The sequence below is a fragment of the Micromonospora siamensis genome (assembly GCF_900090305.1).
GTDB lineage: Bacteria > Actinomycetota > Actinomycetes > Mycobacteriales > Micromonosporaceae > Micromonospora > Micromonospora siamensis.
Map to the genome: position 1 here is coordinate 3,972,593 of NZ_LT607751.1, position 16,932 is coordinate 3,989,524.

Annotated in this window: 15 protein-coding genes and 1 riboswitch; of the genes, 6 read left to right on the top strand and 9 right to left on the bottom strand. The window is 73.5% G+C overall.

Features of this window, described 5'->3' with window-relative positions; genetic code table 11:
* Positions 1-50: 50 nt before the first annotated feature.
* Together GA0074704_RS18485 and GA0074704_RS18490 are read right to left on the bottom strand one after the other, a co-directional pair.
* Positions 51-845: a nucleotidyltransferase gene (locus tag GA0074704_RS18485; protein ID WP_088971661.1), complete on the bottom strand. Its 795-nt coding sequence runs from the start codon at positions 843-845 to the stop codon at positions 51-53.
* A gap of 47 nt (positions 846-892) precedes the next feature.
* Entirely contained in the window at positions 893-1,585 is a 693-nt protein-coding gene (locus GA0074704_RS18490) for a DUF998 domain-containing protein (protein ID WP_088971662.1), read from the bottom strand.
* Between the two features lie 232 nt (positions 1,586-1,817).
* Here GA0074704_RS18490 and GA0074704_RS18495 point away from each other — a divergent pair, with 232 nt between their 5' ends.
* Positions 1,818-2,579, top strand: coding sequence for a L,D-transpeptidase family protein (locus GA0074704_RS18495; protein WP_172880624.1), 762 nt, complete (start codon positions 1,818-1,820; stop codon positions 2,577-2,579).
* 115 nt (positions 2,580-2,694) lie between these two features.
* Here the strand turns inward: GA0074704_RS18495 and GA0074704_RS18500 are convergent, their stop codons facing one another.
* From GA0074704_RS18500 to htpG, 5 genes are all read right to left on the bottom strand, one after another.
* Positions 2,695-3,432, bottom strand: coding sequence for a LysM peptidoglycan-binding domain-containing protein (locus GA0074704_RS18500; protein WP_088971664.1), 738 nt, complete (start codon positions 3,430-3,432; stop codon positions 2,695-2,697).
* Positions 3,433-3,604, bottom strand: a riboswitch (cyclic di-AMP (ydaO/yuaA leader). It abuts the gene before it with no gap.
* A gap of 444 nt (positions 3,605-4,048) precedes the next feature.
* Positions 4,049-5,143: a hypothetical protein gene (locus GA0074704_RS18505; protein ID WP_197697548.1), complete on the bottom strand. Its 1,095-nt coding sequence runs from the start codon at positions 5,141-5,143 to the stop codon at positions 4,049-4,051.
* 65 nt (positions 5,144-5,208) lie between these two features.
* The gene (locus GA0074704_RS18510; protein ID WP_157743715.1) at positions 5,209-5,745 is read right to left on the bottom strand and encodes a TIR domain-containing protein; all 537 of its coding nucleotides are present in this window, start codon (positions 5,743-5,745) and stop codon (positions 5,209-5,211) included.
* A 218-nt stretch (positions 5,746-5,963) separates the two neighbouring features.
* Positions 5,964-7,250, bottom strand: coding sequence for a helix-turn-helix domain-containing protein (locus GA0074704_RS18515; protein WP_172880627.1), 1,287 nt, complete (start codon positions 7,248-7,250; stop codon positions 5,964-5,966).
* Between the two features lie 231 nt (positions 7,251-7,481).
* Entirely contained in the window at positions 7,482-9,383 is a 1,902-nt protein-coding gene (gene htpG, locus GA0074704_RS18520; RefSeq protein ID WP_088971667.1) for a molecular chaperone HtpG, read from the bottom strand.
* 146 nt (positions 9,384-9,529) lie between these two features.
* Here htpG and GA0074704_RS18525 point away from each other — a divergent pair, with 146 nt between their 5' ends.
* Complete coding sequence (locus GA0074704_RS18525) at positions 9,530-10,213, top strand: hypothetical protein (RefSeq protein ID WP_157743716.1); 684 nt, start codon at positions 9,530-9,532, stop codon at positions 10,211-10,213.
* A 10-nt stretch (positions 10,214-10,223) separates the two neighbouring features.
* On the opposite strand, the gene GA0074704_RS18530 is transcribed toward GA0074704_RS18525, so the two are convergent.
* Together GA0074704_RS18530 and GA0074704_RS18535 are read right to left on the bottom strand one after the other, a co-directional pair.
* Positions 10,224-11,066, bottom strand: a complete 843-nt coding sequence (locus GA0074704_RS18530; RefSeq protein WP_157743717.1) for a hypothetical protein — start codon at positions 11,064-11,066, stop codon at positions 10,224-10,226.
* 14 nt (positions 11,067-11,080) lie between these two features.
* Positions 11,081-12,316 carry a toll/interleukin-1 receptor domain-containing protein gene (locus GA0074704_RS18535; protein WP_088971669.1) on the bottom strand — a complete coding sequence of 412 codons (1,236 nt, stop codon included), beginning with the start codon at positions 12,314-12,316 and terminating at the stop codon, positions 11,081-11,083.
* A gap of 193 nt (positions 12,317-12,509) precedes the next feature.
* Here GA0074704_RS18535 and GA0074704_RS18540 point away from each other — a divergent pair, with 193 nt between their 5' ends.
* The 4 genes from GA0074704_RS18540 (at position 12,510) to GA0074704_RS18555 (ending at position 16,882) form a co-directional block, all read left to right on the top strand.
* Positions 12,510-14,294, top strand: coding sequence for a S8 family serine peptidase (locus GA0074704_RS18540; protein WP_157743718.1), 1,785 nt, complete (start codon positions 12,510-12,512; stop codon positions 14,292-14,294).
* Positions 14,295-14,338: 44 nt separating this feature from the next.
* Positions 14,339-14,896, top strand: a complete 558-nt coding sequence (locus tag GA0074704_RS18545) for a hypothetical protein (RefSeq protein ID WP_088971671.1) — start codon at positions 14,339-14,341, stop codon at positions 14,894-14,896.
* A gap of 81 nt (positions 14,897-14,977) precedes the next feature.
* Positions 14,978-15,472 (top strand): SsrA-binding protein SmpB, encoded by a 495-nt coding sequence (gene smpB, locus GA0074704_RS18550; RefSeq protein WP_088971672.1) that lies wholly within the window; start codon positions 14,978-14,980, stop codon positions 15,470-15,472.
* Between the two features lie 177 nt (positions 15,473-15,649).
* Positions 15,650-16,882 carry a glycoside hydrolase family 16 protein gene (locus tag GA0074704_RS18555; protein ID WP_088971673.1) on the top strand — a complete coding sequence of 411 codons (1,233 nt, stop codon included), beginning with the start codon at positions 15,650-15,652 and terminating at the stop codon, positions 16,880-16,882.
* The last annotated feature ends 50 nt before the right edge of the window (positions 16,883-16,932 follow it).

Consider the following 16,932-nt stretch of genomic DNA (forward strand, 5'->3'; position numbering starts at 1 on the left):
CATCGACGTTCTTCATCACCACCGGGCCGCCCACCGTCGTCGACGGACCTTCAACAGCCCCGTCCCGAGCCGGCAACCGGCGTGTCGATCTCCGCTAGGACCTGCCGCTGGAAGGCGCTGGCCTCGGCACCTCCCGGCGGGGAGCCACCCGTGCGGGCGGCGATCGCACGGCCGATCAGCTCCGGCGCGTAGCCCAGTTCGGCGAGCCGGCGGCCGGCATCGACCTTGGACAGCCACACCCCGTCGCGGACCCGGACCAGGGACCGGCAGGCGCCGAGCACGGCGTCCTCCGCGCCCGGGGCGGGCGTGTCGCCGGGTGGGAACGGTCTGGCCAGCCACCAGGTGAGCGCGTCGAGCAGCAGCCGACGCAGGTCGTCGGGGGCCAGGTCGGCGAAGGTGTCGGCAGCCGGCGGCCCGATCAGGGTACGTCCGTGCTGGTGCAGGATGCTGCGGTCCAGCGCGTACCAGAACAGGCCGTCCTCGGCGGGCCGGCCGGTCACCGACAGCGTCTGCCGGAACGGCATCCCGGCGCCGGTGTTCAGCTCCAGCTCGAAGCCCGGCTCGGGGGTGCCGGAGCGCGCGGCGGCGGCGGTGTAGGCGACGAGTTCCAGGCCGCGGGCCGGGCAGGGCAGGGTCTCGTGGCGCAGGGCGGCGACCAGGGCGGACTTCTCGGCGCCGGCGAGGGGCCGGGCGCTGACCAGCGCCACGTCGACGTCGCTGCGCCCCGGTTGGTACGCGTCGAGCGCGACCGACCCGGCGGCGTACGCCCCGGTCAGGTCCTCGCCGAGCACGGCGCGCGCAGCGGCGACGAGCTGGTCGAGGTATCGCCGCACATCGGTGTCCACCGTCCCATCCTGGCGCGACGGCGGTGCCCGGCGGCGGCCGGGGTGGCTCAGGCGGGCTGGTCCGCCCTGGTCGTTCCCGGTTCGTCGACGGGCGGACCGGGGATGCGGGCGGCGTCCTTGACGATGGCCACTCCCTTGGTCAGCCAGGCGGCGCCGAAGGCGAGCACCGCGACGGTCTCGCACCAGAACAGTGGCCGCAGCGCGTCCTGCGTGGAGCCGGGCAGGGCGTTGCTGGCCAGCGCCAGCCCGACGGCGGCGAGGATGACCACCCCGCAGGTCCGGTAGATCCCGTGGTGCCCGCGCTTCTCGGCCGGTAGCCGGGGCCGGCTGGGGCTGCTGCGGGCGAAGAGGAAGCAGAAGAGCGCCAGCAGCACGAACAGCGCGGCGGCGCAGACCTGGTGGGCCCGGCCGACCAGCCGCTCGGTCGGGTCCGCGTCGGCGGGGGCGACCGGCAGCAGCGCCACCGCGATCGCCAGCGCCCCGGCGACGGTGCTGAGCAGGTCGTCGAGGCGGGCGTAGCGGTAGCAGACCAGGAACACCCCGATGGCGCAGAGGCTGCCGACGAAGACGTCGCGCATGCCGGTGCGGTGGTAGGCGCTGATCGAGTCGAGCACCGTGAACCGGCCGGTGAGCAGCGCGTCGCCGGCCACCAGCACGAACGGCAGGGCGATGCCGAGGACGCCGATGCCGAGGCGCAGCCGGCGTACGGTCAGCGCGTCCTGCGAAGGGATGACGGCCATCCGACCGACTCCTTCCCCACGGGCACCGGACACGGTTGCGCCGGCTCGTTCCACGATACGTCCGCCGCAGGTCACCGGTCACGTACGCGGAGTCACCCGACTGTGGCGGGAGATCACCGGAACCGGCGGACGGGACATCATGGATTGCTCGGCGGGACTACCGTGGACCCAGCTCCGCTCGTCCGCCCGGACCGCCGTCCGGGGGCGTCCACCAGCGGGTAAGGAGATCACCATGTCACCCCCCACCAGTCGTGTCCGCCGCGCCGCGGCTCTGGTCGCGCTCGCGACCACCGGCGGCCTGCTGCTGCCCGTCTCGACCGCCCAGGCCGCGCCCCGGCAGCAGGCGCCGGTCGTCACGCAGGTGGCCACCCAGGTCACCACCGAGCTCGGGGCGACCGCCACCGCCCGGTACGCGCTCGCCACGACGCAGCCCACGCTCCGGCAGGGCTCCCGCGGTGCCGCGGTGACCACGCTGCAGCGGCGGTTGGCGGCCCTGCACTACGACCTCGGCACGATCGACGGCGACTTCGGGCCGTCGACGTTCCACGCGGTCGTCGCGTTCCAGAAGGTCAACGGGCTCTCCCGGGACGGCATCGTCGGCCCGAACACCTGGGCCAAGCTCAGCAGCCCGGTGATCCCGAAGCCGCGGTACCGGCACTCAGGGCTGTCGCTGGAGGCCAACCTGAGCCGGCAGGTGCTCTACCTGGCCCGTGACGGGCAGGTGATCCGGATCCTGGACGCCTCCAGCGGCAAGGCGAGCACCCCGACCGTGCGGGGCAACTTCTCGATCACCCGCCGGATCGACGGCTGGCGGCAGAGCGACCTCGGCATGCTGTGGAAGCCCAACTACTTCTACCGCGGGTACGCCGTCCACGGCGCCACCTCGGTGCCGAACTACCCGGCCAGCCACGGCTGCGTGCGGGTGACCATCCCGGCGATGAACCGGCTCTGGGGCACCATCAAGGTCGGCCTGCCGGTGCACGTGTACGCCTGACACCGCGACGCGACGAACGCCCGGCCGGGAACCCCGGCCGGGCGTTCGTCGTTGCTGCCACCGGACACCGCCTGACGGTGGTGTCCGACCTCGGACCGCTCGGGTCCGAGCAGGATCAGAGGCTGAGCCGCTGACCCGGGAAGATCAGGTTCGGGCTGTCGCCGACGACGCGCTTGTTGCGCTCGTACAGCGCCTCCCAGCCACCCGCCAGGTCGCGGGCGTCCGCGATCAGCGAGAGGGTGTCACCCGACTGCACCACGTAGGTGTCGCCGCTCGACGCCGACCGGGTCTGGCGGGTCTCGCGCCGCTCGGTGCCGCGCGAGGCACGCTGCTCGCCACGGTCCTCGCGGGAGGACTTCGCCTCGGAACGCCGCTCGGACTTACGCTCCGACCGGTCCTGGGACTTCCGCTCCGAGCGCTGCTCGGACTTGCGCTCCGACCGGTCCTCCGACTTGGTCGAGTAGCTCTTCGTCGAGCCACCCTTCTTGCCGCAGACCGGCCAGGCACCGATGCCCTGACCGTCCAGCACCTTCTCGGCGATGGCGATCTGCTCGCTGCGGCTGGCCAGGTCGGCCCGCGCGGCGTACTTCTGACCGCCGTACCCGTTCCAGGTGCTCCGGGTGAACTGCAGGCCTCCGTAGAAGCCGTTCCCGGTGTTGATGTGCCAGTTGCCACCGGACTCGCAGGCGGCGACGGCGTCCCAGTTGACACTGGACGCCTGCGCCGCGGTCGCCGGACCGAACAGCGCCATGGCGCCGGTGACGGCACCGGCGGCCAGCGTGCCGACGGCGACGCGGCCGGTGATCTGACGCGTACGGGCCCGACGGTGACGGGCCTGGTAATCAGTTGCCATCTGTCGTTTCCTCCACGCCGACGAGGTGAGCTGTCGGGTTCGGGCCGAGGAGCCCGGCCGCACTGGGCGGCTTCACCCCGAGGTGTCATGCACCGAGGAACGTGTGGGTCCCCCGCTCTCTGCCTGAGGTCCAGGTACCACGGGCGGCGGCAGGATTAGGCGTTACCGTCCGTGGTGTCCGCGAGGAGCGGACGGATTCGACGCTAGGAGCGGTTGGTGCCGATTGCCCACTTCTTGTGAAGTTCTTCACCCGGACGGGCGATCGGGAGTTTTTCTCGCCGTGGCCTGGTTCGGTCGGTGGATCCGACCGCGCAACGTCCCACCAGGACACCCGGAAAAGCGCATCTGAACTGGGAAAATGCCGGAGCGCGAGGACCGTTGTGGACGGCGGCGAGGAGGGCCACGACCCCGCCCGGCGGGCCGGGAAGGTCTGCGGCGAACCAGCCGAGCGGGGCGGTCCGCACCGGACCTTCGGCGACCGTCGGTGACCGTTCATCGACGGCCGGCGGGACCTTCGACAACGATCGGACGACCCATTGTCCTCACCCGCGGTAACGTCACGAATACGCAGCGTCCACCCGGGACCTGTCACCGTCGGGCCGGCGACACCGCCCGGTCAAGGGTGGCCGGGCACGCCGGCGGCATCGGGCCAGAGCCGAGCGAGCGCCTCGGCCGGATACGGCGTCGTCTTCGGACCGTTCACCAGCCCGGCGTAGAAGTCGTTCATCCGCTCGGCGAGCGGGCCGAAGCGGTGGATGATCCGGGCGGCTCGCTCCGAGCGTTCCGCCGCCGGGTCACCGGCCACCACGGCGCGGATCGCCGCCGCCCGCTCCTCCCCCGGCCGCAACCCGGCCACCAGCCAGTTGACCAGGTACCGGGCCGTGTCGTAGCGGTCGAAGTCGCGGTGCGCCGCAAGGAACCTCCGCTCGTCGGCACAGAGGTCGAACGACGGGTGCAGGGCCAGCCCGAAGTCGGCGACGTAGACGCCCTCGCCGTCGGTCAGGACGTTGAGCGGGTGGGCGTCGAAGTGCACCATTCCCCGCGTACGCATCTCGGCCACCGCCGCCGCCCAGCCGGCGGCGACCCGCTCGATCGCGGCGTCCGCGACCGTGCCGCCCGCACCGACCCGCGCGGTCAGCCACTCGTGCACCGTGTACGGCAGGTGCTCCATGACGAGCACCAGCCGGGCCCGCGCCTCGGCGAGCTGCCGCAGCCGTTCGGCGACGGCCGCCGAGCCGCCCCAGTAGCGCACGGAACGGTCGAGCTCCGCCGGCACCGGCGGGGACGCCTCGGCGGGCAGCTCCCGCCAGTGGTACAGCAGCGGGAAGGCGCTCGCCTCGCCGGCCAGCACCCAACCGGTGGTCAGCGTGTGCGTCGCCAGCTCCCGCCAGGCGCCGAAGCCGGTGGAGCCGACCCCGTACTGGTAGTACAGCGGCAGCCCGAAGACGTTCGCGGTGGACCCGCGGTGAACGGCCTGCCGCTCCAGATCGGTCAGCGGCACCTGCTTGACGAAGACCGCGACGCCGTCGACGGTCGACCGTGCGGTGCGACCGCCGATGCCCGTACCCAGCGGGGTGGCCGCGTCGATCAGCCGCTCGAACCGGGCGTCGTCGAGCGCGGACAGCGCGGCCGACAGGCGGTGGTGGCGTGCGGCACGGGCGGCCACGTCCGACGGACCGGCGGCGCCCGTCACCCCGCCGTCCCCCCGCACCCGGGCGATCATGCCAGCCCGCTGAGGGCCGCGCTGTCCCCCCGAACGCCCGATCGGGCCAGATGTCAGGGCGTCGGGCTGGCGGCGTTCGGAGCGAGACCGCCGGTGGCCACCGCGGGCACCCGCCGGCCGGCCGGGCCGTCGGGCAGCAGGGTGGCCACCTCGGCGACCAGGCCGTCGAGGTCGTCGCCGACGGTCTGCGAGCACACCCGCAGGCTGCGCCGGTCGGTCAGGGCCCGGATGTCCTCGGGCAGCGCCTGCGGGTCGGGCAGCGGCGTGTCGCCCAGCAGCACCGGGATCACCGCGATCTCCCGCCGCAGCGCCCGACGGATCTCCCGCCGCACGTAGTCGCGGGGGTTGTCCAGCAGGCGGCGGCCCTGGTCGTCGGTGACGGTGAGCCAGTACGGGCCGATCAGCACCAGCAGGACGCGGCTGTCCTGGAGCCGGTGCCACAGCTCCGGCGGGAACGCGGTGCCCGGACGCAGCGCCCGGTGGTCGCGGAACACGTTGCGCGCCCCGAACTCGGTGCGCAGCCGCGCGTCGATCAGGTCGGCGCAGTACATCGCGTCCTGCGTCCGGTAGTTGAGGAAGATTCCCGTCACGTTACTGCCTCCGCTCCGGCGGACGGGTGCCGCCGCCTTCCGGCCGTCGCCGGTCCGCGGCTCGGACGATTGTCGACCGTGTGAATGATCCGCCGGAGAAGGCCACTCTGCAATTACCGACGGGGTAGCCGATCGAATATGCCCATTCGGCTGCAGGGTAACCATCCTGGCCGGTCGCGGGCCGGCGATTGAGCGAATTTTCTGCCAGCCGGAAAAGGTCAGCTCGCCAGCTCCGTCGGTGACGCGGGGGTGACGCGCAGCGCCGCGGTGAGCCGGGGCATCAGCTGCCGGACGGTGGCGTCGTCGCGCCACCGCCGGACCACCCGGTTGAGCTGGCCCAGGTCGTAGCGGGCGGTGGCGGAGTCCACCGACCGGACCACGTCCAGGGCCGGCCCGACCACCTCGGCGGCCCGGTCCAGCTGCCGCAGGCCGGCCAGCGACAGCGCCAGCCGCGACGCGTACCGGGCGCGGGCCCGCTGGGCGGTGGCCGGGAGCCGCTCCAGCTCGGCGTGCAGGATCTCCGCCGACTCGTCGAGGTGGCCGAGGTCGTGCAGGCACCAGGCGGTGGCGAACCGCATCGGGTCCGGTGCGGTGGTGCTGCCGAGCTGCGGCTCGTCGTCGTCGGCGGGCAGGTCGGTGAGCAGGTCGGCGGCCTCGGCCAGGGCCCGGCGGCAGCCCGCCTCGTCACCGGTCAGGGCGTACGCCTGGGCCTCCCGCTGCGCGGCCAGACCGCGGGTACGCCGGCCGCAGCGGGCCGCCCGGGCCTCCTGGGCGAGCTGCGCCGCGCCCAGCGCGTCGTCCTGGTACAGGCACAGTTCGGCGCGGCGGACCAGGGCGTACGCCCGCAGCTCGTCGTTGCCCCCGGCCACGCCCAGCTCGACCGCGTGGTCGGTCCACCACAGCGCGGCCGCGCCGTTGCCCCGCTCCTGGGCCATCCAGCCGGTGTACTCGGCGACCCGGGCGGCCAGCCGGAACGCCTGCTGGCGAGCCGGTGCGCGGGAGTCCTGCGCCAGGTCCCGCAGGAAGGCGGTGGTGGAGACGAGCATCGGACCCAGCGCCGCCGGCCGGCTGGTCTGGCCCAGCCGGCGTAGCTCCGCGAACCACGACCGCAGCAGCGGCAACGCGGCCAGCGCCTCCCCGGTCCGGTCACCGGACCGGACCCGCTCGGCACCGGTCAGTCCCGCCAGCGCGAAGGCCGACACACTCGACGGGTCGAACGCCGCCGCGTCCGCCGGTCCCACACCGTCCATCGCCACCGCCCACGCCTTCACCCCCGGCGGGGAGGACACCCGCCGGCCGGGCCGACCGGAAACCAGCCGCGTCAACGCGCCGCCCGCCGCGAGTGCGACGTCGCAGCCCCGGGCCAGGGCGTCGCTGGGCCGTTTCGCTCCCGACTCGACCTTGCTCAGGTGCGACTTGCTGTAGCGCACCCGCTGGGCCAGATCGGTCAGCGACAGGCCGGCGGCCTCCCGGCGTCGACGCAACTCGGTGCCGAAATCATCCATCGCGCAGGCCCTTCCGTCACGCGGCCGACAGCGGTTTCCCGGGCCCGGACCGAAACGGCGCGGACAACGGTCGGACGCGAACCGACCAACAGGTAACCGGAATGCTCGACGGAAAAACCGCATCGAACTGTCGCCATCACGACGCAATTACCGGCACTGGGATCATGTCCGGCCGGACGACGGTACGCGGGTGGCCGGCCGGCGGAACCGGCCGGCCACCCGGTCGGCGGGTCAGAGCGTACGGGCCAGCCGGTCGGCCAGCAGCCGGGTGAACCGGGACGGGTCGGCCAGTTCCCCACCCTCGGCGAGCAGGGCCAGACCGTAGAGCAGCTCGGCGGTCTCGGTCAGCGCCGCCGAGTCGCGGTCCGCGTCGTACGCCTGACGCAGCCCGGTCACCAGCGGGTGCCCCGGGTTCAGCTCCAGGATCCGCTTGACCTGCGGGACCTCGTGCCCCATCGCCCGGTACATCTTCTCCAGCGTGGGCGTCATGTCGTGGGCGTCGCCCACCACACAGGCCGGGGAGGTGGTCAGCCGGCTGGAGAGGCGGACCTCCTTGACCTGGTCGGCCAGGGCGCCGCCGAGCCAGGTCAGCAGCTCGGCGTACTCCTTGCGGTCGGCCTCCTGCTTGGCCTTGTCCTCGTCGGTGTCCAGGTCGACCTGGCCCTTGGCGATCGAGCGGAGCTGCCGGCCGTCGAACTGGCCGACGCGCTCCACCCAGACCTCGTCCACCGGGTCGGTGAGCAGCAGGACCTCGTACCCCTTGGCCTGGAACGCCTCCATGTGCGGCGAGTTCTCGATCATCGACCGGGACTCGCCGGTGGCGTAGTAGATCTCCTCCTGGCCGTCCTTCATCCGCTCGACGTAGCCGGCCAAAGTGGTCAGCTCGGCCGGGTCGTGCGTGGAGGCGACGGAGACGACGTCGAGGATCGCCGACTGGTTGTCGGCGTCGTCGACCAGGCCCTCCTTGACGACCGCCCCGAACTCCTTCCAGAAGGTCAGGTAGCGCTCGGCGTCCCGCTCACGCATCTCCTTGACGGTGGACAGGACCTTCTTGACCAGCCGGCGGCGGACCACCCGGATCTGCCGGTCCTGCTGGAGGATCTCCCGGGAGATGTTCAGCGACAGGTCGTGCGCGTCCACCACGCCCTTGACGAAGCGCAGGTAGTTGGGCATCAGCGCATCGCAGTCGTCCATGATGAACACGCGCTTGACGTAGAGCTGCACGCCGCGGCGGCCCTGCGGGGAGAACAGGTCCAGCGGGGCGTGCGACGGCAGGAAGAGCAGCGCGTCGTACTCGAAGGTGCCCTCGCCCCGCATGTGGATGGTCTCCAGCGGGTCGGCCCAGTCGTGGCTGACGTGCTTGTAGAACTCGTGGTACTCGCTCTCGTCGACCTCGGCGCGCGGACGGGCCCAGAGCGCCTTCATCGAGTTGAGCGTCTGCGTCTCGGTCTCGGTCGCGCCGTCCTGCCCGGGCCGCTGCACGGTCATCCGGATCGGCCAGGCGATGAAGTCCGAGTACCGCTTGACGATCTCCCGGATCTTCCAGTCGGAGGTGTAGTCGTGCAGGTTGTCCTCGGCGTCCTCGGGCTTGAGGTGCACGGTGACCGACGTGCCCTGCGGCGCCTCGTCGACCGCCTCCACGACGTACGTGCCCTCGCCGGTGGACTCCCAGCGGGTGCCGCCGGACTGCCCGGCCCGGCGGGTGAGCAGGGTGACCTTGTCGGCCACCATGAAGGTGGCGTAGAAACCGACCCCGAACTGCCCGATGAGCTCCTGCGACGCCCCGGCGTCCTTGGATTCGCGCAGCTTGCGCAGCAGCTCGGCGGTGCCCGACTTGGCGATCGTGCCGATCAGCGACACCACGTCCTCGCGGGACATGCCGATGCCGTTGTCCCGCACGGTCAGGGTGCGGGCGTCCCGGTCGACCTCGACGTCGATGTGCAGGTCGGACACGTCGGCGTCGAGGTCCTTGTCGACCATCGACTCCAGGCGCAGCTTGTCCAGCGCGTCCGAGGCGTTCGAGACCAGTTCCCGCAGGAAGACGTCCTTGTTCGAGTAGATCGAGTGCACCATCAGCTGCAACAGCTGACGCGCCTCGGCCTGGAACTCCAGCGTCTCGCTCCGGTTGCCCACGGCGACCTCCCTGTTACGTCACGGATCCGCAGAGAAGGATACGAGCCGGCCCGGTGGTCGATGCAGGCGGCGGCGAGCGACGGACTGCGATACTCGGACCCCGGATGCGCCCGACCGCGGCGCCGACGCGAACAGGGAGCCCGGACGTGCGCGAGGGATGGGTCGTCAACCGTTGGGCCCGGGGAGCCACCGGCCTGCTCGTCGGCGCCGCCGCCGGCTGGCTGGTCCACCAGGCCACCCGGATGCAGGGGCCCGAGCTGTTCGTGCTCGTCGGCGCGGTGGTCGGTCTGCTGGTCGCCCTGGCCGTGCACACCTACGCCCGCAGCGTCCGGCTGACCGAGATCACGGTGACCGTGCCGCAGTTCAGCGAGCTGCGCTTCGCGGTCACCCGGGACGGCCGGCAGGTGGCGTGGAAGCTGTTCGTGGAGACCGCGACCCGGGTGTCCACGCAGGCCCTCGGGCCGGGCGACGGGCGGATGCGGGAGGCGCTCACCTCGCTGTACGGGCTGTTCGCCGTCACCCGTGACCTGCTCAAGGAGGCGCACCCGGGGGTGCAGACCGGGCCGGAGCCGACCGTGGAGCAGCTGGGGATCGCGATGCTCAACCTGGAGCTGCGCCCGTTCCTGTCCCGCTGGCACCCGGCGCTGCACGCCTGGGAGAGCGCCCACCCGGAGGCGGACGAGAGCCAGTGGCCGGAGAACGCGGCGTGCCGGGCCGCGCTGGCCGGGGTCCAGCAGCGGCTGGCCGCGTACGTGCAGAGCTTCGGCCGGCTGGCCGGGGTGGCCCGGCCGGAGGTGCTGCTCGGCGGCCCGATCCGCGACGAGGCCTGAGCCTGCCCGGTCAGCCGGTGGCCGAGTGCAGCCGACCCAGCCCGAGCCCGACCAGGCCGGCGATCTCGCTGGGCCGGTGCGTCTCGGCCAGCCGCCGGTTCTCCTGCGTGGTCAGTCCGTTGTCGGGCACGTCGCCGGCCCGGGCGGCGAGCTGGGCGATGGCGTCGCGGTAGCGCGGGTCGGGGGGCTCGGCGCCCTCGTCGGGCGGCAGCCAGTCCGGGTCGCCGAGACCGAGGACGCGCAGGATGTCCCAGGTGGTGCCGCCGAACCCACCGGCCAGGTAGAGGGGCGTGCCGTGGTCCAGGGCGAGCAGCACCTCCTCGATCAGGCCGGGCATCCGGCCGCCGAAACCACTGCGCCGGCCGCCGATGACCACCCGGCCGTCGACCCGCTCCGCCAGGTACGACCGCATGGCGGTGAGCGCCGGCGCCCGGTCCGCCTCGGCCACCGGCGCGGGCTCGTCGCCGCGCTCCCGCGCCGGGTCGACCTCGCCGCCGGCGGGATCCAGGAAGACCGTGCCCGCGTACAGCCCGGCCTCGTCGCGCAGCCGGCGCAGCTCGGGCAACGGCACCTGACGGTGGTTCTGCCAGGCCAGGGCGAGCAGCAGCGGCGGGGAGTCGAGCGGCCCGTAGCGCTGCACCTCACGCAGGAGGAAGGCGGTGTGCCCGTCGGGGCGCAGGTGCCCACCGTAGGCGAGGGTGCCGCCGCCGACCAGCACCGTACGGGCGATCTCGGCCAGGGCCAGACGGAAGTGGTTGGGCAGCAGGCCGAGCCGGGCCAGGTCGGGGCTGTCGGAGGCGGAGAGGCCGACCCGCACGCCGGCCAGCGCGTTCCCGGGCAGCAGGCTGGTCATCGGGGCCTCCATGGTCAGCCGGCCCGCGCGGCGAGCAGCCGCGGGGTGAGCACGTCCACCCCGTCGGCGTAACCCGCGGCACGGGCCAGCTGGTCGAGGACGAGGCGCTCCTGCGGTCCCAGTGGTGGGTCCGGGTGCAGTATCCGGACCGTACCACCGGGTGGCTGCCCGCCCGCCGGCCGCGCGCGGTGCAGCCAGTCGACGAACGTGGTGGGTTCGGGCGACCGCGGCGCCCACCAGTCGACCCGCAGGTCGGGCCGGTGGCGGTGGGCGACCCGGCGCTGCTGCTCCCAGAGCGCGCGGCTGAGACACTCGTCGACCAGCTTGCGCAGGCCCCGGCGGATGCCGTCGTCGGGCCGGTCGCCGTGGACCCGGACCCGGGGCACATGGTCCATGAGGAAGGAGCCCCGGTCGTCGCCGCGCCGCAGGTCGTCCAGGACGACGATCGGCACCCCGGCGCACTTGGCCAGCCGCACCTCCTCCTGGCACCACTTGCGCCCGGAGTAGTGGTCGCCGCGGACGGCCAGCAGCGCGCACCGGCGGGCGTTGTCCCGCAGCACCCGGGCCCAGTCGGAGCCCGCCTGGATGCTGTGCGCGTCGAAGAACTGGTCCAGGCGGGTGTCGGCGATCAACTCCCGGACCCGCCCGACGAGGCGGCTGGCGCGTTCCTGGTCCTCCGGATCGGCGCGGCGGCTGTGGCTGACGAAGACCGTCAGCGCCCGGCCGCCGGTGCCCCGCAGCAGTTGGGCGAGGGCCTGGCTCAGCTCCCGTCCGCGACGTTCCACCACCGTCTCCCCCGCCGGCCCGGCGACGTCCAGACGCTGGTGGCCGTCGAGCAGCGCGCCGAGCCGGGTGCGGTGCACCGCCGCCTCGGTGAGCACCATCGGGTAGACGCCGACGTGCGCCGGGTCGGCTCGGCACCCGTCGACCAGCGTCGTCAGGTAACGGTGCCACGGCCCGTCGGCCCGCTGGCAGGCCAGGGCCAGGCCCGGGCCGAGGACCGGCACCACGGCCACGAACGTCGCCGGCGCCGGGTCACCCGGGGGTACGGCGGCGGGCAGCGGGATGGGCCGCGGGACGTCGTCGCCGCCGCGCCAACCCCGGGAGCGGACGAAGACCTCGACGGCGCCGCCGATCAGGCCGGTGAACGCGTCTCCCTGGAAGTGCTCCTCGACCTGGCCGGCGATCTCGGCGCCCGCGGGGTCGTCGGGATGCCAGAGGACGTAGAGCTCGAGCACGGGCGGCAGCATGGTCCCTGCTTATCCGATGTGGATGAATCACGGCCAGCCCGCAGGCTGCACCGGTTCACTTTCGCAAAGAGCTGGAAACTCTTTCTTCTCACGTCTGTCCACTTGCAAGTCTTGAAAGCACTTTCATCGCCTCCTAGCGTGGAGCCGGCCCCGCGGTTCGCGGGGATCCGCGTCCGAGTGCGAAGGAAGACACGTGTCCGTCCGTACCCCGATGCACCTCGCGGTGGCGCTCGCAACCGCCACCGCCCTGCTGCCCGCGGCCTCCGCCGCGGCGGCGGAACCCGACCCCCCGCAACGGGCAGCGCAGCCCGCCGCGCTCCCCGAATCCCCGGCGCCGACCAGCACCTTCCTGGTCGGCGTCCGTCCGGCGGCCCCCGACCGCCGCACCGCCGCGGCACCGGCGCGGCTCGCCGACGACCTGGCCGCCGTCGGCCGCGCCACCGGCCGCACCCTCACCGTGGCACGGGTGCTGGCCACCGGCGACCTGCTGGTCCGCGCGGACCGCCCGCTGGCCGCCGACCGGGCCACGACGGTGCTCGACCAGCTCCGCCGCCGCGCCGACGTCGACTGGGCGAGCGCCGACCGCAGGATCCAGGCCGGCACGGATGGAGCCGCCGAGCAGTGGGACCTCGACGATCCCGTCGGCGGCGTCTACCTCGGGCCGGCCCGGGAGAGCGGGGCGACCGGCGCGGGCGTGACCGTCGCGGTGCTGGACACCGGCATCACCGCCCACCCCGAGCTGGCCGCGAACGTGGTCCCGGGCTACGACTTCGTCAGCTCCGCGGCCGACGCCCGCGACGGTGACGGACGCGACGCCGACCCCACCGACCAGGGCGACTGGCAGGAACCCGGCGACTGCGGCGAGGAGTTCCGGCCCAGCAGCTGGCACGGTACCCACGTCGCCGGCACCATCGCCGCCCGCGACGACCGGGCCGGCACCGTGGGCGTCGCCCCGGACGCCCGGATCCAGCCGGTCCGGGTCCTCGGCCGCTGCGGCGGCACCACCGCCGACCTGGTCGACGCCATCGTCTGGGCCTCCGGCGGCAACGTCCCCGGGGTGCCGGACAACCCGACCCCGGCGCGGGTGCTCAACCTCAGCCTCGGCGCGCCCGGCGGCTGCGATCCGGCCACCCAGGCCGCCGTCGACGGCGCGGTGGCCCGGGGCGTCACCGTCGTGGTCTCCGCCGGCAACGCGAGCGCCGACGCCGCCGGGTTCAGCCCGGCCGGCTGCGCCGGAGTGGTGACGGTCGCCGCCAGCGACGACGCGGGTGAGCGGGCCGGCTACTCCAACCGGGGTACGGCCGTCGAGCTGGCCGCCCCCGGCGGCGACCGGACGCGCGGGGTGCTCTCCACCGTCAACACGGGCCGCACCGTCGCCGAGGACGCCGGCTACGCCGCGTACGCGGGCACCAGCATGGCCGCCCCACACGTCGCCGGGGCGGCGGCGCTGCTGCTCGCCATCCGGCCCGACCTCTCCCCCGACCGGATCACCGAGCTGCTGCGGCGTACCGCCCGCCCGGCCGTACGCCCCGACGACTGCGCCTGCGGCGCCGGTGTACTCGACGTGGACCTGGCCCTGCGCGCCGCCACCGGCCACCCCGGCGACACCGCCCGGGTGCTGGTCACCGCCGGCGTACGCCCCGGGGAGCCGCTGGTCGACGCCGCCGGGGTGCACCTGGCCGGCACGCTGGGCCGGCTCGGCACCGGGCTGCCCGACTGGGACCCCGCCGCCCTGCGGCTGCGCCGGGTGGGCCCGACCGGCCCGTACCGCACGGTGCTCACCGTGCCGGCCGGGGCCGAGCTGGAGTACAAGTACACCCTCGGCGGCTGGGACCACGTCGAGCAGGACTACACCGACAGCGACGCCGGCTGCTTCGACGTCGACAACCGGCACCTCACCGTCGCCCCGGCCGGGGCCGTGCAGACCGTCGACGACCTCACCGGCAGCTTCCGCGGTCTCTGGCCGTGCGACCGGTGACCACCCGTACCGCCCGCCCGCGCACCCCGACCGGAAGGACTCCCGTGCGGACCATCCTGCGTACCCTGCTCACCGCGCTGACCCTGCTCGCCGCCGCGCTCGTCGCGCCGGCCGCCGCCAGCGCCTCACCGCCGCCCCCGCCGGAGCTCGGCGGCCTCGACCTCGGCGCGTACTGCCGGTCGGTCGGCGCGGCGGACGCCGTGCTCGACGGCGGCACCGCCTACGACTGGCACTGCCGGACCGGCGACGGGCGCCGGAACGACCTGTCCTTCGACGCGGCCTGCCGGTGGACCTACCGGACCGACGCGGCGGTGGACCGGATCGGTGACTTCTACGACCCGACCTCGGTGCGCTGCTGGCGGGTCCGGGCCGACGTGGTCACCCCGGACTTCACCCGCTGGTGCCAGGCCACCGGCCACTCCGAGGCCACGCTGGTCGGCGCCACCGCCTACGGCTGGCGGTGCGTGTCGTACAGCCGGGCCGGGGTGACCTATTCCGACATCGACGTGCTGGCGGCCTGCCGGGAGACCACCTTCGGGTACGCGACCGTCGAGCGGTTCGTCGACTTCCGCGACGCCCGCTCCTGGCAGTGCCGGGTCTGACCCGCCGACCACCCGCCGGCGCCGGTGCCCACCGGCGCCGGCGGGTATCCTGCTTCCGGCGCACGGCATGGGAGGTGGGGCGTGGCCAGGGAGAACGGGCGCAAGCTCATCGCCTCGAACAAGAAGGCACGGCACGACTACGAGATCCTCAAGACCTACGAGGCGGGGCTGGTGCTGGCCGGCACCGAGGTGAAGTCGCTGCGTGAGGGGCGGGTGTCGCTGGTCGACGCGTTCGCCCAGGAGCACGACGGCGAGCTGATGCTGCACGGGCTGCACATCGCCGAGTACGGCTTCGGCAGCTGGACCAACCACGCGCCCCGGCGTACCCGCAAGCTGCTGCTGCACCGGGTGGAGATCGGCCGGATCCTGGAGAAGCTGCGCGAAGGCGGCTTCGCCCTGGTGCCGCTGTCGATGTACTTCGCCAACGGCTGGGCCAAGGTCGAGTTGGGGCTGGCCCGGGGCAAGAAGTCGTACGACAAGCGGCAGGCGCTCGCCGAGCGGGACGCCAAGCGGGAGATCGCCCGGGAGCTGGGCCGCCGCCTCAAGGGCCGTAGCCCCGCCCGCCCCCGGTCCTGACCCACCGACAGTCAGACCGTCCGGGTGGACGGCTGCCCGTGAAAGCGCTCTCTTGACAAGCGTCACCCTTCGTTCATAGCTTTATTGAAGTTCGTCGCTTTATCCCCGCACCGCTCTCCGCCGGTGCCCTCCCCGCCCCGGCGGAGCCACCCCCCACCACCGCAGGGAGGCACCACCGTGCGCAGCATCCGTACCATCGCCGCCGTGGCGCTGGCGAGCGTCGGCCTGACCGTCGCGCTCACCGCCACCACCGCCGCACCGGCCGCGGCCGGCCCCGGCGCCGTCACCTGGTCCGACGACTTCACCGGCGCCGCCGGCTCACCCCCCGACGCCGGCCGCTGGCGCTACGACACCGGCGGCAGCGGCTGGGGCAACAACGAGCTGCAGTACTACACCACCAGCACCCGCAACGCCGCCCTCGACGGCAACGGCAACCTGGTCATCACCGCCCGCAAGGAGAACCCGTCCGGCTACGGCTGCTGGTACGGCAGCTGCCAGTACACCTCGGCGCGACTGCTGACCCGCGGCACCTTCGCCCAGGCGTACGGCCGGTTCGAGGCGCGGATCAAGATCCCCCGCGGCCAGGGCCTGTGGCCGGCGTTCTGGATGCTCGGCAACGACATCGCCACCAACCCGTGGCCCAACAGCGGCGAGATCGACATCATGGAGAACGTCGGCTACCAACCGTCCACCGTGTACGGCACCATCCACGGACCCGGCTACTCCGGCGCCGGCGGGCTCGGCGGCAACACCTCACTGCCCGGCGGGCAGGCCCTCGCCGACGCCTTCCACACCTACACCGTCGACTGGGCGCCGGACTCCATCACCTGGTACCTCGACGGCGTCACGTACTCCCGCAAGACCCCCGCCGACGTAGGCGGCAACAAGTGGGTCTTCGATCACCCGTTCTTCATGCTGCTCAACGTCGCCGTCGGCGGCAACTGGCCCGGCTCCCCGGACGCCAGCACGTCCTTCCCGCAGACCATGGTCGTCGACTACGTCCGGGTCCAGGCGTGGGACACCGGCGGCAGCACCACCGGCCCGATCGTCGGATACGGCGGCAAGTGCGTCGACGTGGCCGGCGCCAACCCGGCCAACGGCACCGCCGTACAGCTCTGGACCTGCAACGGCACCGCCGCGCAGGCGTGGACCTGGGCGTCCGACGGCTCGGTCCGCGCCCTCGGCAAGTGCCTGGACGTCACCGCCGGGTCGACCGCCAGCGGGGCCAAGGTGCAGCTCTACGACTGCAACGGCACCGGCGCCCAGAAGTGGGTCTTCAGCTCGGCCGGGGACATCGTCAACCCGCAGGCCAACAAGTGCCTCGACGCCACCGGGGTCAGCTCCGCCGACGGCACCCGCCTGCAGATCTGGGACTGCACCGGCGGCGCCAACCAGAAGTGGGGACGCTGACGCCGCACACGCCAGGGGCCCGGCTCGGTGAGCGAGCCGGGCCCCGACGT